The 13,029-nt window shown below is 74.0% G+C and carries 11 protein-coding genes and 1 pseudogene; 4 read left to right on the forward strand and 8 right to left on the reverse strand.

Features of this window, described 5'->3' with window-relative positions:
• Positions 1-540 (reverse strand): GNAT family N-acetyltransferase, encoded by a 540-nt coding sequence (locus tag AF335_RS14910; protein WP_102919237.1) that lies wholly within the window; start codon positions 538-540, stop codon positions 1-3.
• Between the two features lie 66 nt (positions 541-606).
• Between AF335_RS14910 and AF335_RS14915 the strand changes: the two are divergent.
• The 4 genes and pseudogenes from AF335_RS14915 to AF335_RS14930 all read left to right on the forward strand — a co-directional run.
• Positions 607-975, forward strand: a pseudogene (locus tag AF335_RS14915) (hypothetical protein); the annotation flags it as partial.
• A 509-nt stretch (positions 976-1,484) separates the two neighbouring features.
• The gene (locus AF335_RS14920; protein ID WP_146045527.1) at positions 1,485-2,540 is read left to right on the forward strand and encodes a cytochrome P450; all 1,056 of its coding nucleotides are present in this window, start codon (positions 1,485-1,487) and stop codon (positions 2,538-2,540) included.
• Positions 2,541-2,658: 118 nt separating this feature from the next.
• The gene (locus tag AF335_RS14925; protein ID WP_170127698.1) at positions 2,659-3,666 is read left to right on the forward strand and encodes a JmjC domain-containing protein; all 1,008 of its coding nucleotides are present in this window, start codon (positions 2,659-2,661) and stop codon (positions 3,664-3,666) included.
• A gap of 177 nt (positions 3,667-3,843) precedes the next feature.
• The gene (locus AF335_RS14930; RefSeq protein WP_102918874.1) at positions 3,844-5,448 is read left to right on the forward strand and encodes an amidase family protein; all 1,605 of its coding nucleotides are present in this window, start codon (positions 3,844-3,846) and stop codon (positions 5,446-5,448) included.
• Between the two features lie 49 nt (positions 5,449-5,497).
• Here AF335_RS14930 and AF335_RS14935 read toward each other — a convergent pair whose 3' ends face one another.
• From AF335_RS14935 to AF335_RS14965, 7 genes are read right to left on the reverse strand one after another with little or no spacing between them, the layout of a single operon-like run.
• On the reverse strand, positions 5,498-6,733 hold the full coding sequence (locus AF335_RS14935; RefSeq protein ID WP_102918875.1) for an MFS transporter: 1,236 nt from the start codon (positions 6,731-6,733) through the stop codon (positions 5,498-5,500).
• Positions 6,730-8,118 carry a methyltransferase domain-containing protein gene (locus AF335_RS14940; RefSeq protein ID WP_102918876.1) on the reverse strand — a complete coding sequence of 463 codons (1,389 nt, stop codon included), beginning with the start codon at positions 8,116-8,118 and terminating at the stop codon, positions 6,730-6,732. Before AF335_RS14940 ends, AF335_RS14935 begins: the two co-directional genes overlap by 4 nt.
• Positions 8,115-8,870, reverse strand: a complete 756-nt coding sequence (locus tag AF335_RS14945) for a gamma-glutamyl-gamma-aminobutyrate hydrolase family protein (RefSeq protein ID WP_102918877.1) — start codon at positions 8,868-8,870, stop codon at positions 8,115-8,117. Before AF335_RS14945 ends, AF335_RS14940 begins: the two co-directional genes overlap by 4 nt.
• The gene (locus AF335_RS14950; RefSeq protein ID WP_102918878.1) at positions 8,867-9,271 is read right to left on the reverse strand and encodes a GNAT family N-acetyltransferase; all 405 of its coding nucleotides are present in this window, start codon (positions 9,269-9,271) and stop codon (positions 8,867-8,869) included. The genes AF335_RS14945 and AF335_RS14950 overlap by 4 nt, the downstream gene beginning before the upstream one ends.
• A complete protein-coding gene (gene purB / locus AF335_RS14955; protein WP_102918879.1) occupies positions 9,258-10,550 on the reverse strand; it encodes an adenylosuccinate lyase in 1,293 nt (430 codons plus the stop codon). Before purB ends, AF335_RS14950 begins: the two co-directional genes overlap by 14 nt.
• Positions 10,547-11,287, reverse strand: coding sequence for a class I SAM-dependent methyltransferase (locus tag AF335_RS14960; RefSeq protein WP_170127699.1), 741 nt, complete (start codon positions 11,285-11,287; stop codon positions 10,547-10,549). The genes purB and AF335_RS14960 overlap by 4 nt, the downstream gene beginning before the upstream one ends.
• Positions 11,284-12,774, reverse strand: coding sequence for an aminoglycoside phosphotransferase family protein (locus AF335_RS14965; RefSeq protein WP_102918881.1), 1,491 nt, complete (start codon positions 12,772-12,774; stop codon positions 11,284-11,286). The genes AF335_RS14960 and AF335_RS14965 overlap by 4 nt, the downstream gene beginning before the upstream one ends.
• Positions 12,775-13,029 lie beyond the last annotated feature (255 nt).

Genomic DNA, 13,029 nt, shown 5'->3' on the forward strand with positions numbered 1-13,029 from the left:
CTACGGCCCCTCCGGGCACGCCTGCCGGAGGGCCAGCCGCCAGTCGTTGCACCGCACCGGCCGCCCGGGCGGGTACTCCACGTCGCGCTCGCCGATCAGCTCGAAGCCCGCCTTGCGGCAGACCGCGTTCGACGGCTTGTTGCCGGTCGAAGGGAAGGCGTGCAGGAAGCGGTGGGCCCGCTCGGCCCGGGCCCGCTCGGTGACCACCCGCGTCGCGGCGGTCGCCACGCCCCGGCCCTGGAACCCGGGGAGCACCATCCACCCGGTCTCGTACACCTGCTCGCCGTCCCGGGTATGCCGCCAGAAGCCGATGCTGCCGACCACGCCCCCCTCCGGGAACAGCGTGATCCGGAACATCCGGCCCGCGCCCGTGCGGTCCGCGCTGAGCCGCACATACCGCTCGTGGCGCGCGAGGATCTGCTCCTCGGTCTCGGGGCCGCCGAGATGGGTCATCTGCTCCGGCGTGTTCAACGCCCGCAGCAGCCCGAGGTCCTGCGGGGCCCAGGGGTCGAGCCGTACCGGCGGCAAGGTGTTGTCCATGCCCCGGACGGTAGCCCAGGAGCCCGACAACACCCGGGCACCAGCGGCCTCGTGTACGGCCGCGTCGACGTCTTCCGGCCCGTCGCCGCCCCCGACCTCGCGGGCGCCGTCGAGGGTCTGCTGCGCCATCACCGTGACGCGGTGCTGGCACCCGCCGGCCTGGGGCACCTGCCCCTGCACATCACCGAACACGGCTGGCCCACCGGCCCCGAGCGGCCGCCGCACCGCCAGGCCGACGTGGTCGAGACCGTGATCCGCGTCGTCGCGGCCCAGGCGGAGGAACTCGGGCTGAGCGGGTACACCCACTTCGCGCTGCGCGACGCCGACAGCGCGAACCCGGGGCTTTTCCACCGGTTCGGGCTCACCACCGACGACTACGCGCCCAAGCCCGCCTTCGAGTCCATGCGGAAGCTCATCGACCGGTACGGCGCCTGACGAGGACGACGGCCCGGCGGGTGTCCGTCCGCCGGGCCCGGCACCGCGTACGGCCCGGGGCGCTCGCCCCGCGCGGTGGAGGGCGGCGCGAAATGATCGTGGTTTTCCACGATGCTCAGCGTCCACGAGCCTCCGGCAGAGTGAAGGCAGCTGGACCCCCGCCGGAGCCCCGGACGACACATCCGGGCGCGGCACACTCTGTGATCGAGAACTGGAGCGACTCATGAAGATGATCAAGGCGATCGTGAAGAAGTTCAAGCAGGACGAGGACCTCGCCAACCACGCGTGGGTGCTGCACGTCATCTGACGTACCGCGGTCGGCGGAGGCAGCGGCACACGGCCGCCGCCTCCGCCGGCGCGCACAGTGCCCCGGCGGCCACGACCGCGTCGGATCCCGCCGCAGACCGGGCCGCGGCGCGGAGCGGCGGTCCCGCCCGTTCCCCGCCCGGAGCTCCCCGCCCGCCGCGGGGGACGCATTTCATCGCCATTCCCACGGAGGCGGGATTCTCGTGCAAGAAACAGCGCCGGCGACGGTGCGCGACCATTCCGTCGTATTCGCCCCCCGGATTCAGGACCTGCTGGCCAGGGAAGAAAAGGTGTTCCGGATCGACGCGACCACGGTCGGCGTCTCCGACCCCCACCTGGTCGCCGAAATCGTCGCGGCGCGCCCCGTGCGTTCGACGGAGCGCTCGGTCTACAAGCCCGCCGCGGGAGCCGACATCCCCCACGACAGCGCGACACGGACGATCCGCGCGCTCGGGCAGGACGTCATGGCGGGCATCCGGACGCCGCCGCCCCCGGCGCGCGGGCTGTCCGGCTCCTGGCCCTACGCGCCCACCTCCTACCTGCGCCGGTGGCTCTTCCAGTCCGACCCCCTGCCGGTCTCCCTGCTGTCGAAACGCGGCGTCACCCGCTCCGACACGCTCTCCCGGATCGTCGACCGCGCCGTCACCGCCTGGCCGGGATCCGGCCCCGAGGGCGACCGCACCGCGCTGGCCGAGCTGATCCGCGGCGCTTCCGGCACCCAGGACAGAAAACAGGCCATCGCCATGTACCGGCGCGCGACGGCCACCCTCTGCGACGGCGTGGCCGCACTGGCCGGCAACGCCCTGTGGCTCATGGGGCCGACGCGGGACAAGGAGGAAGCCCGCGCCGACCTCACCGCGATCCTGTGGGAGACCCTGCGGCTGCTCCCGCCCGCGTGGATGCTGTTCCGCAAGGGCGGGGAGGCGTACACCGCGCTGCACCCCGAGATCCGCCCCGAGGACAACGTCGCGCTCTTCCCGCTCCTGATGCACCGCCACCCGGACCACTGGCCCGACCCGCTGGCATTCCGGCCCGAGAGGTGGGCCGGGGTCGCGGACCCGGAGAAGACGCCCGCCTTCATGCCGTACGGGTTCGAGGGCGCCCGCTGCTGGGCCAAACACCTGATCGTGCCCCTGGCCGAGCGCCTGCTGAACGTCGCCCTCGACAACCGGCTCGTCATCCGCGACCCGGACCAGGAGAAGCACGTCCCCCTCCGCTCCCTGCTCTCCGTGCGGTTCGACGCCCGGATCGGGGGATGACCAGGCGCCGTACCCCGCGCCGTCCACGGGTGGTGTGACCACCCCACCGGAACCCCTGTCGTCGCGGAGCATGCGCCCGCCCGCGAGCACCGAACCCCCTGACACCACGGGAAACACCATGGAATCGCCCACGCTGGCCGGCTGGGTCGGCGACGCCGAGGGCTTCGCCGGCCGCCAGTGGCAGCGCGAGCCCGCGGTCTTCACGCCGGAGACCTTCGCCTCGCCGTTCGACCTCGACGAGCTGGACGCCGCCTTCGACGGAGGGCTGCTGCGCACCCCCTACCTGGAGATGGTCCGCTCCGACAAGGTCGTCGTCCCGCCCGACGCCTACACCACGTCACGCGTGATCAACGGCATCACGCACCGCGGCTTCGCCGACCGCGCGAAGGTCGTCGCGCAACTGCGCGCCGGGGCGACGCTGCTCCTGCGGTGCGTCGACCAGTGGCACCGCCCGACGGGCGAGCTGGTGGAGCGGCTGTCCGAGGAGATCGACCGGCGCGTGGAGGCGTTCTTCTTCCTCACGCCGGCCGGCGGCCAGGGCCTGGCGGTGCACCGTGACGACGCCGATGTGTTCGCCCTCCAGGTGGCCGGGCGCAAGACCTGGTACGTCCACGACGCGCCGGCGGCGGCGGACTGGTCACTGGGGGAGCTCCCGGACGACGAGCACTCGCCGCGGCGCCTGCACCGCGTACTCGAACCGGGCGACGTGCTCTACATCCCGCGCGCCTTCGCCCACCGCGCGGTGGGCGAAGCCGGACTGTCCGCCCACCTGTCGCTGACGATCCGCGACATCTCCCTGCGGGACCTGCGGGAGGCCCTGGAACAGCGGTTGGCCGAAGAGCTCGACCTCCCGGCGCGCCCGCTGGGCGAGGCCGCGATCACCGACGCCTGTGCCACGCTGCTCGGCCACGCCAGGGCGAGGCTCGACGCGATCGGACCGGAGGACCTGCGGCTCGCCGCCAGGGCCGCGCGAGCGCGGCGACCGGCCACGCCGACGCCTGCGGAGACCTTCGCCGAGACGGCCCGGGACTGGGAGGCCGGCGGACCCGGCGTCCGCCGCGCCGGGCCGGCGTCCGTCGGCCGCACCTGGCGCAGGCTGCGCGACGCGGCACGCACCACGCGCTGACGCACGGCCACGAGGTCCCCCGGGAGCCGCTGTTCCCGGCCGCGCCGGAGCCTCCGGTCCGGCGGCTCCGGCACGGCCGGGGACACGCCGGCATCTCCCCTCCCGCGAACCGATGCCGGCGGCCGCGGCGCCACGGCCCTCTTGTGCCGGAGGGTGGCCCTGTTGTCCGCTGTCCCCATGAGGCAGAGAAGTGTCGCCACCTTGGTCGCCGCTCTGATCGCGGGGACCCTCCTGACAGGGGCGCCGGCCCCACAAGCACAAGCCGATCCCACCGGCACCGGCGGTCCGCCGGCGTCCGGCGGCGGCCCCCGGGAGCCGAGAGCCGACCTCGACGTCGTGACGATCCCGGAACTCCAGGCCCGCATGGCGGACGGGTCGCTGACCTCGTCGGCACTGACCGCCGCCTACCTACGACGGATCGAGGCCGTCAACCCCAGGATCAAAGCGGTGCTGCGCACCGACCCGACGGCCCTGCGGCAGGCAGCGGCCAGCGACGCCAGGCACCGGCACGGCCACGCACGGGGCCCGCTCGACGGGATCCCCGTCCTGCTCAAGGACAACGTGGACACCCGCGACATGCCGACGACGGCCGGTTCGGCGGCGCTGGCCGGCCGCCCGCCCCGCGCCGACGCCGCCCTGGTGACCCGGTTGCGGGACGCCGGAGCGGTGATCCTCGGCAAGACCAACCTCTCCGAGTGGGCGAACTTCCGGGCGACCAAGCCGACTTCTGGATGGTCGGCCGTGGGCGGGCAGACGAACAACCCCTACGTCCTGGACCGGAATCCGTGCGGCTCCTCCGCCGGGTCGGCCGCCGCGCTCGCCTCGTCGCTGGCGCAGGTGGCGATCGGCACCGAGACGGACGGCTCGATCGTGTGCCCCGCCGGGATGAACGGGGTGGTCGGCCTCAAGCCCAGCCGCGGACTGGTGAGCGGAGCCGGCGTCGTGCCGATCTCCGCGGATCAGGACACCGCGGGCCCCATGGCCCGCAACGTGACCGACACGGCGCTCACTTACGCGGTCCTCACCGGCGGTGACACCACGCGCCCCGCCGGATTCCCGGACCGGGCGGCACGGCCCGGCGCCGGGCTGCGGGGCAAGCGCATCGGCCTGTGGCGGCTGCCCTCACTCGGCCCGGAGGTGGACGCGCTGATGACCCGTACCGCCGAGAGCCTGCGCGCGGCGGGGGCCGAGGTCGTCCAGGTGACGCCCCCGTACCAGGAGCGACTCGCGGAACTCGAATACCCGGCGCTGCTGAGCGAGTTCCACCGGGACGTCGACGCCTACCTCGCCACGCGCGAAGGGCCCCGGAACCTCGCCGGACTGATCGAGTTCAACCGCACCCACCCGGTGGAGCGGACCTGCTTCTCCGGTCAGGAGCTGTTCGAGCAGGCACTCGCCGCGCCTCCCACCACCGACGCGCGCTACCGGGCGATGAGGGCCGAGCTCGACGACCTCTCCCGGCGCTCCATCGACGAGACCCTGGCCGCCCACCACCTGGACGCCATCGCCTCTCCGACGAACCCGCCCGCCTGGACGACCGACTGCGCGCGGGGTGACAACGACGTGATCCCGTCCTCCACCCCGGCGGCCGCGGCCGGGTATCCGTCGCTGTCGGTGCCCGCCGGGTTCGTGGGCGAGCTCCCCGTCGGTCTGCTCCTGATGACCGGCGGCCGCCACGACGCCGGACTGCTGTCCCTCGGCGCCGCGGTGGAACACCGCCTCGACGCCTGGCGGGCGCCGCGCTACCTGCCGACGACGGGCGGAGCCGGCGCCTCCCGGTGAGGACGGCCCGCCCCGCCGCCGGGTACACACCGGCCCCCGGCGTCGTCGGTCACGACGCCGGGGGACCCGCGCACGAGACCACCGGCTCCTTCACCTTCATCTGCCGGGTCGTCAGGACGGTGGCGACGACGAGGAGCACGATGCCCATGAGGGGGAGGACCGGGGACGAGGCCACGGAGAGCGTGGCTCCGCCCAGGCCGCCGCCGAGGGCGACGCCGAGGTAGGAGGAGGCGCTGCTGACGGAGACGGCGATGGTGGGCGCGGCCGGCGCGCGGTCCATGACGCGCTGGATCTGGGCCCCCGGGACGATCCAGTAGAGAACGCCCCAGGCGACGGTCGCCAGCAGGAAGGCGACCGTCGCCGGGCCCTCGGCGAACCGGGAGACGAGGGCGGCCAGGGCGAGCGCCGCGAAGGCCGCGACGACGCCGAGGAGCCCCGTCAGATACGCGCGGTCCGGCCCCCGGCGGTCGCTGATCCGGCCGCCCGCCGCCGTGCCGGCCGCGGCGGCCACGCCCCAGGCGAACAGCACCGCGCTGACGCCCGCCGCGCCGAGGCCCGTCACGTCGCGGGCGAACACCGCGAGGTAGGTGTAGACGGTGAAACTGCCGGCCACCGCGCAGGTGTTGGCCAGCACGGCGAGCAGGACGGCGGGCTCGGCGGCCACCCGCAGCCGTGCCGACATCGTGATCGGGGGCGGGGACGGCGTGGCGGGCAGGGTGAGGAGCAGCGCGACCATGCCCACGGCGGCGAGTCCCGCGATCAGGCCCAGGGTGGCGCGCCAGCTGCCCAGTGCGCCGACGAGGGTGCCCAGGGGCACGCCCAGGGCCGTGGCCAGCGAGAGGCCGCCCACGACGAACGCCACCGCGCGGCCGCGGTGGCGTTCGTCGGTCATGGCCGTCGCCGCGGCCACCGCGGTGTTCATGTACACCGCGGCGGACGCGCCCGCCAGCACCCGGGCCGTCAGCAGCGTCGGGTACCCGGGGGCCAGCGCCCCCAGCAGGTTGGCGAACAGGAAGAGCCCCAGGGAGCCGTGCAGCATGGCGCGCCGTCCGACGTTCGCGGTCAGCGTCATCAGCACGGGCGCGCTGACGGCGTAGCTGAGGGCGAAGAACGTGACCAGCTGGCCCGCCAGCGCGACCGAGACGTGGAAGTCGTCGGCGATCGGCTGGAGGATGCCGGTGGTGACGTACCCGTCCGTACCGACGGCGAAGGCGCCGAGGGCGAGGACCAGGACCGCCGCGCGGTGCGGCATCCCGGTCCGGTCCCGGTCGCGCTGTCCGCTCACCGACCGCTACCGCCTTCCACGAGACCCTCGTCGGTCAGGCAGCCCGCCATCAGCTCGGTGGTGACGAGCAGGGCGCGCGAGCGGAGCGGATCGGCCTCGAAGCGGTCCGCGAAGACCGCGGCGGCGAGGTCGCGGCCGGTGATACCCGCGGGACCCGCGTCGGCCACCGCGCCGAGCAGGGCCGGCAGCCGCCGCTCGGGCGCCGCGACGTCCTCGGCCGTGCCCAGCTCCCAGAAGCCGTCGGGCAGGTCCAGGGCCCGCCCGCGGTACAGCCGCAGGGCCGCGGCCGTGGCACCGGCCGGCGCACCGCGGCCGGCGGTGAGGGTGTCGTCGAGCGTGAGCGGCCCGGAGAGGTCGGTGAAGGTGACCACGCCGGTGCCCCCGGAGCGGCTGACCATCCCGCAGGCGAAGTAATGCGGTTGCCCGAAGCGGCGCATATGGGCGTCGACGGTGGCCAGCACCTCGTCCGCCGACAGCTCCGGGTTGTGCCGCAGCGCGAGCAGCGCGGTCAGGGCGGCCCGTACCTCGGGGACCGTACGGCCGTCGGCGACGACCGTGACGTCGTGGCCGGCCTCCTTGGCGAACGCCTCGATGTCGGGCAGCAGCAGCGGCCCTGAGGCGTCGCCGAGGCTCTGGAACCGGGTGACGAGCAGCCCGTCCGCCGGGTCGAGGAGCCCGGCCGCGCGCCGCAGCAGCCGGCGGTTGAGGTCCAGGCCGTCGGGCCCGCCGTTGCCGGCGGGGGAGTAGCCCAGGCCGGGCGGCACGGGTACGTAGGGGAGGTTGGCGACCACGCAGTTGAGCGGGGCGTCCGGGGCGTAGTCCCGGAAGAAGTCGCCGTGCCAGGTGCGGACGCGGTCGCCGAGGCCGTTGAGCGCGGCCGAGAGCGCGGTGGCGTCCACGCACTCCCGCTGGAGGTCGGCCCCGGTCACCTCGGCGCACCCCAGGGCGAGGGCGCAGGTGGTGATGCCGGAGCCGCAGCCCACGTCCAGGGCGCGGCCGGTGGGGCGGGCGCGCAGGATCGTGTCGACGAACCGCAGCGAGTCCTCGCCGATGTAGACGTCGCCGGAGCCGCCCGGTGCCCGGTCGCGGACGGCGAGCAGACCGCGGAAGGCGGTGGCCTCCCAGCGGCCCGGCGCGCCGCTCGCGTCGCTCAGGCCGAGCGCCGCGAGCCGTGACACCAGGGCGGGGTCGGGGCGGTGGTCCGGTCGCCGGCCGCGGTGGAGCAGGTTCCACAGGGCGGCGCCGGTGTCGCCGGACGGCGCGGCGGCCGCGGGGGGCCAGGGCGCCCAGGGCAGTTCCGAGCGCCGCCGCGCGTGCTCCACCCGGTCGGCGAAGGCGGTGCGCCGCAGCAGCTCCGTGACGGGTCCGGGGTCGGGCGTGGTCATACGGCGGTGACACCGCCCCGCTCGCGGGTGAACCGGTGGGCGGCGGCCGCCGCCACGAACGCCTCGAACACCGGTCGGCACGGGCCGACCTCGGGATGCCCTTGCATGCCGAGGGCGAAGCGCGGGCCCGACAGGGTGAGCGTCTCGACGACGCCGTCGGTGCTCCAGCCGGTGGCGACGACACCGGCGCCGAGGGTGTCCACGGCCTGGTGATGGAAGCAGGGAAGGTCGTACGCGGCGCCGAGGAGGGAGCCGGGCAGCGCGTCCGGGCGCAGGGTGACCCGGGTGGAGGCGAACGCCGCCTCCGAGGGCTGGTGGTCGTCGTTGCCGACGCGTTCGGGCAGGTGGGGGAGGAGGGTGCCGCCGTACAGCACGTTCATCAGCTGCATGCCGCGGCACACGCCGAGGACCGCCCGGTCGCCCGCCACGGCCAGCCGCAGCAGGGCGCTCTCCCAGACGTCGCGCTCGGGGGCCGGCACACCGGTCCACGGGCCGGGCTCGGCCCCGTAGAGGGCGGGGTCTATGTCGGCGCCGCCGACCAGCAGCAGCCCGTCGAGGCCGGCCATGACGGCCTCGGCCTCGGGTCCGGCACCGGAGGGCGGTAAGAGGACGGGGACCCCGCCGGCCGCGGTCACCGCGGCCACGAAGTCGGTCGGGACGAGGGAGGCGTGCCGGCGCCACCCGCGCCAGGAGGCGTCCTCCTGGTAGGTGGTGATGCCCACCGTCGGCTTGTCGATGGTGCTCTCCTTCACTTCGCCGCGTCCATGACCCAGGCGGAGCCGTGCCGCGTGAACCCGATGTGGGGGTAGTACTCCGTCGCGGCCGGCGCCGACAGCAGGACGATCTTCGCCTGGGGGGCCGCCTCCCGCACCCGCTTGATGAGGTCCACCCCGATGCCGCGCCGCTGGTGGGCGCGGTCGACGGCGATGTCGCTGAGGTAGGTGACGTACGAGCCGTCGGTCAGGCAGCGGGCGATGCCGACCATCCGGCCGTCGATACGGGCGACCACGACGAGGTTGGCGTTGGCCACCATCGCCGTGAACCGGGCGGTGTCCTCCACCGGGCGGCGCTCGGCGAGGCCGGAGGCCCGGTAGAGCTCGGCGACCTCGGCCACGTCGAGGTCGGCCGCGTCGATCACTTCACATTTCCACATGGAGCAGTTCCTCCAGTCGTCGCCGCATGGCGTCCCGCGAACGCAGGAAACGCGTGGGGTCGTAAACGTCTTCGCCGGTGACGATGCCCCGGTCGCGCAGGGTCTCGCGCAGGTGCCGGCCGGTCTCCCAGGTCTCGGTGGCCGCGTCCTGCACCGAACGGTACGCCTTCTCCCGCTCGGAGCCGTCGGCCATCAGGCGCAGCATCACGGTCGAGCTGTGGATCAGTCCGTCGGTCGCCTCCAGGTTGGCGCGCATCCGGTCGGGGAAGACGCGCAGGCCCTCCACGAGGTCGGCGGCGGCGGTCACCTGGTAGTGCGCGGCGATGAGGCTGTCGGGCAGCACCACGCGCTCGACCGAGGAGTGGGCGAGGTCCCGCTCGTGCCACAGCGCGACGTTCTCCAGCGCGGCGCCGAGGTTGGCGCGCAGCACCCGCGCCAGCCCGCACAGCCGTTCGCTGGAGGTGGGGTTGCGCTTGTGCGGCATGGCGCTGGAGCCCTGGTAGGCGCTGGAGCGCGGCTCCTCGACCTCGCGGACCTCCGTGCGCTGGAGCAGCCGCATCTCCAGGGCGATCTGTTCGACGACGGCGCCCAGGACGGCCACGGCGCTCAGCAGTTCGGCGTGCCGGTCACGGGCCACGACCTGGGTGGGCACCGGCTCGACGCCGAGCCCGAGGGCCTCGCACACATAGGTCTCGACGAACGGGTCCACGCTCGAGTACGTACCGACCGGGCCGGAGATGGTGCCGACGGCCACCGCGGCGCGGGCCGCGCGCAGCCGGACGACGGACCGGTGGACGCCGAAGGCGAATCCGGCCAGCTTCTGCCCGAAGGTCGTGGGCTCGGCGTGGATGCCGTGGGTGCGGGCCACGCAGACGGTGTCCCAGTGTTCGACGGCCCGCGAGGCGAGGACGTCCCGCAGCCGCCCGGCGGCGGTCAGCAGCAGGTCGGCGGAGGCGGCGAGGGTGTGGCCGAGCGCGGTGTCGACCAGGTCGTAGCTGGTCATGCCGTAGTGCACCCAGCGGGCCGCGTCGTCGGGGATGGAGGCGGTGTACGCGGCGAGGAAGGCGAGGATCTCGTGGTCCCGGGTGCGTTCCTGCTCGCGCACCTCCTCCGGGGTGGGCGCGCGGCCGGACCGGACGGCCGCGAGATCGGCCTCGGACATCGTGCCCAGCCGTGCCTGCGCCTCGCAGGCGAGCACCTCGACCCGGACCCACGAGGCGTACTTCGCCTCGTCGGTCCACAGCCGGGCCATCTCCGGACGGGCGTACCGGGGGATCACTCGGGCCTCCGTGCCAGGACGGCGCAGGTGCGGTTGTTGGCCAGGAGGGGACCCTCGGCGAGCCTGGCGGTGAGCGCGGCGACGCCCGACGTGAACTCCTCGTCCGGGATGAGGTGGAGGGAGGAGAACGCCTTCTCGCGGTACTTGGTGACGTCGGTGAGCTCGTAGGTGCTCTCGAAGACGCGCCGCTGCCCGTCGGTGAACCCGGCGGCCCGCAGCTCGCCGAGCAGGTCCTCGATGGCGTGGTGGCGGCCGAGTTCGACGTCGACGGTGGAGGGGAAGTACTCCGCCACCGGCACCCGGGTGCGGATGATCTCCTCCGAGTCGGTGGCGGTGCACAGCACGCCGCCCGGCTTGAGCGCCCGCAGCGCGCCCTCGAAGTAGCGGTGGGGCTCCCGGACGTAGTGGATCATGTCGACCGAGAAGATCAGGTCGAAGGACGCCTCGGGGAGGTCGAGCGCGTCGATGTCCTCGGCGCGCCCGGTGCGCAGTTCGAGCTCGGCCTCGTGGCCGGCGGCGGCCTTGAGCATCTCCGGGAAGGGGTCGACGCCCAGCGCGCGGGCGCCGGTGAGCCGCTGGAGGGCGGCCAGGTGGTTGGCGGTGCCGCAGCCCATCTCCAGAACCGCCGAGTCGCCGTCGACTCCGGCGAGTTCGGCCAGGAATTCCACCAGCCCGGGGTACGGGCGGCGGTGCCGGGCGTATTCGGCGGCGAGCTGGTTGTAGTCCAATGCGGTCACGTGAGCTCCTTGGCGGTGTGCTGCTCGTGAACGGCGCGGGCCTGCCATAGGTACCAGGCGGTATAGGCGTAGGTCGCCGTCCATGTGTGCGGGGTGCGCAGGGTGTTCTCGTACTTCAGCCAGCCGGCCAGCGAGCAGGCCGCGCCGATGTAGAGGCGGCAGCGCACGATGTGCGCCGGCTCGCTGCCGGGGGCGGTCCGGATCAGACGGTCCTCCATCGCCCGGAGGCGGTCGGAGAACCGCAGCGGCAGCCGCAGGGCGCTGACGTCGTGCGGCCGTGCGGGGTCGAAGGCGTCGCCGAAGAGGGCCTCCGCCTTGCCCTGGCGGGCGGCGTGCAGGATGGCCGGCATCGGCAACAGGCCGTGCAGCAGGGTGGCGAGGTCGAAGACCGGGTCGCCGTAACCGATGTCGGGGCGTTGGCGCTGTTCCCAGACCGTGCGCGGGTCGATGAAGACCGGGCCGCCGCCGGAGCGCCTGAGCATGTTGGTCGGGTAGATGTCGCCGTGCACCTGGCTGCCGCCTCGCGGCAGCAGGTCCGGGGCGTGCTCGTCGAGCCACGCGGTCGCCGCCGTGTAGCCGGGGATGCGGCTGCCGCCCGGCAGGGTGAGCTCGGCGGCGAGGTGTTCGTCGAGGTCGCGGTCGCCGAAGCAGAGCCGGAAGGTGGAGCGCAGGGCGGGCTGCTCCCGCAGGGCGTGGAAGCGCTCGCGGTAGAGGTAGTCGGCGCTGGTCGGCCGCTGGTCGCCGGCGGTCAGCCGGTACCAGCCGGCCAGCTGGTCGAGGTAGGGGGCGAGGACGTCGGCCGCGTCGGGGGCGAGCTCCGTCCTGGCCTCGTCCGCGAAGAGCCGCTGCTCCAGGTCGGCGGCCTCGGCGGCCTCCATGAGGCTGACGCCCTGGTGGCCTTCGATATGGACGCCGTGCAACCGGGGGAAGAGCGGGTCCCGGCCGATGCCGGTGAGGCTGTCGTTGGTGCGGGAGGTGAAGCCCGTCTCGGAGCGGATCATCCCCGCCTCGCCGATCTTGGCGACGAGTTCGGTCCCGGCGTCGGCGAACTGCACGACTCCGATGGAGTCGGAGCCGGGCCGGTGGAAGCGGGTGACGGTGGGGACCGGGCGGGTGGCCGCGGCCCAGGAGCGCAGCCGGGCGGCGATGACCGCGGAGGCGATCGGCTCGGCTTCATCGGTGCTGTCGGGGGCGTCGGGGGACTCCAGGCACCAGCCGTGCAGTTCCCCGCCCAGGAAGAAGGTGACGCGTGCCGCCCGGCTCGGGCCGGCCGTCGCGGCGGCCTCCAGGGCGACGACCCTGACCCCGAACGGCCCTAGCCGATCGGTCAGCCGCGGAACCAGGCTGTCGGAGCCGGGCGTTTCCACCACGACGACGGAGGGGACGACGGTGTCGGGCACGAGACCCCGGCCGCCGAGGGCGGCGTAGAGGTCGGCCAGCTCGGCCGCGGTGGCGGGCCGCGCCGATTCGGTGAGTAATTCGCTCACGTCCAGATCCTCACCCGTGAGATTTCCCCGACCCGCGGGCCGGGATTGAAACAGTCGGAAGGCGGCGTTGCTTTCACCATTTACTTCACGTTCTTTCGGGCGCCCCGCGAGGCGGGGCGGCCGATCGCATTCCTATCACAAGATTCCGGCCGGTGAAAAGTTCCGCAGCCGGGCCGTACGCGCTGCTCCGGGCTATTGATTGCACGGTCCGACAAGGCGGAGTTTCCCCCTTCTCGTAGATCGGTCAACCATCAG

Source organism: Streptomyces eurocidicus (assembly GCF_002891295.1).
In the GTDB taxonomy this organism is placed as follows: Bacteria; Actinomycetota; Actinomycetes; order Streptomycetales; family Streptomycetaceae; genus Streptomyces; species Streptomyces eurocidicus.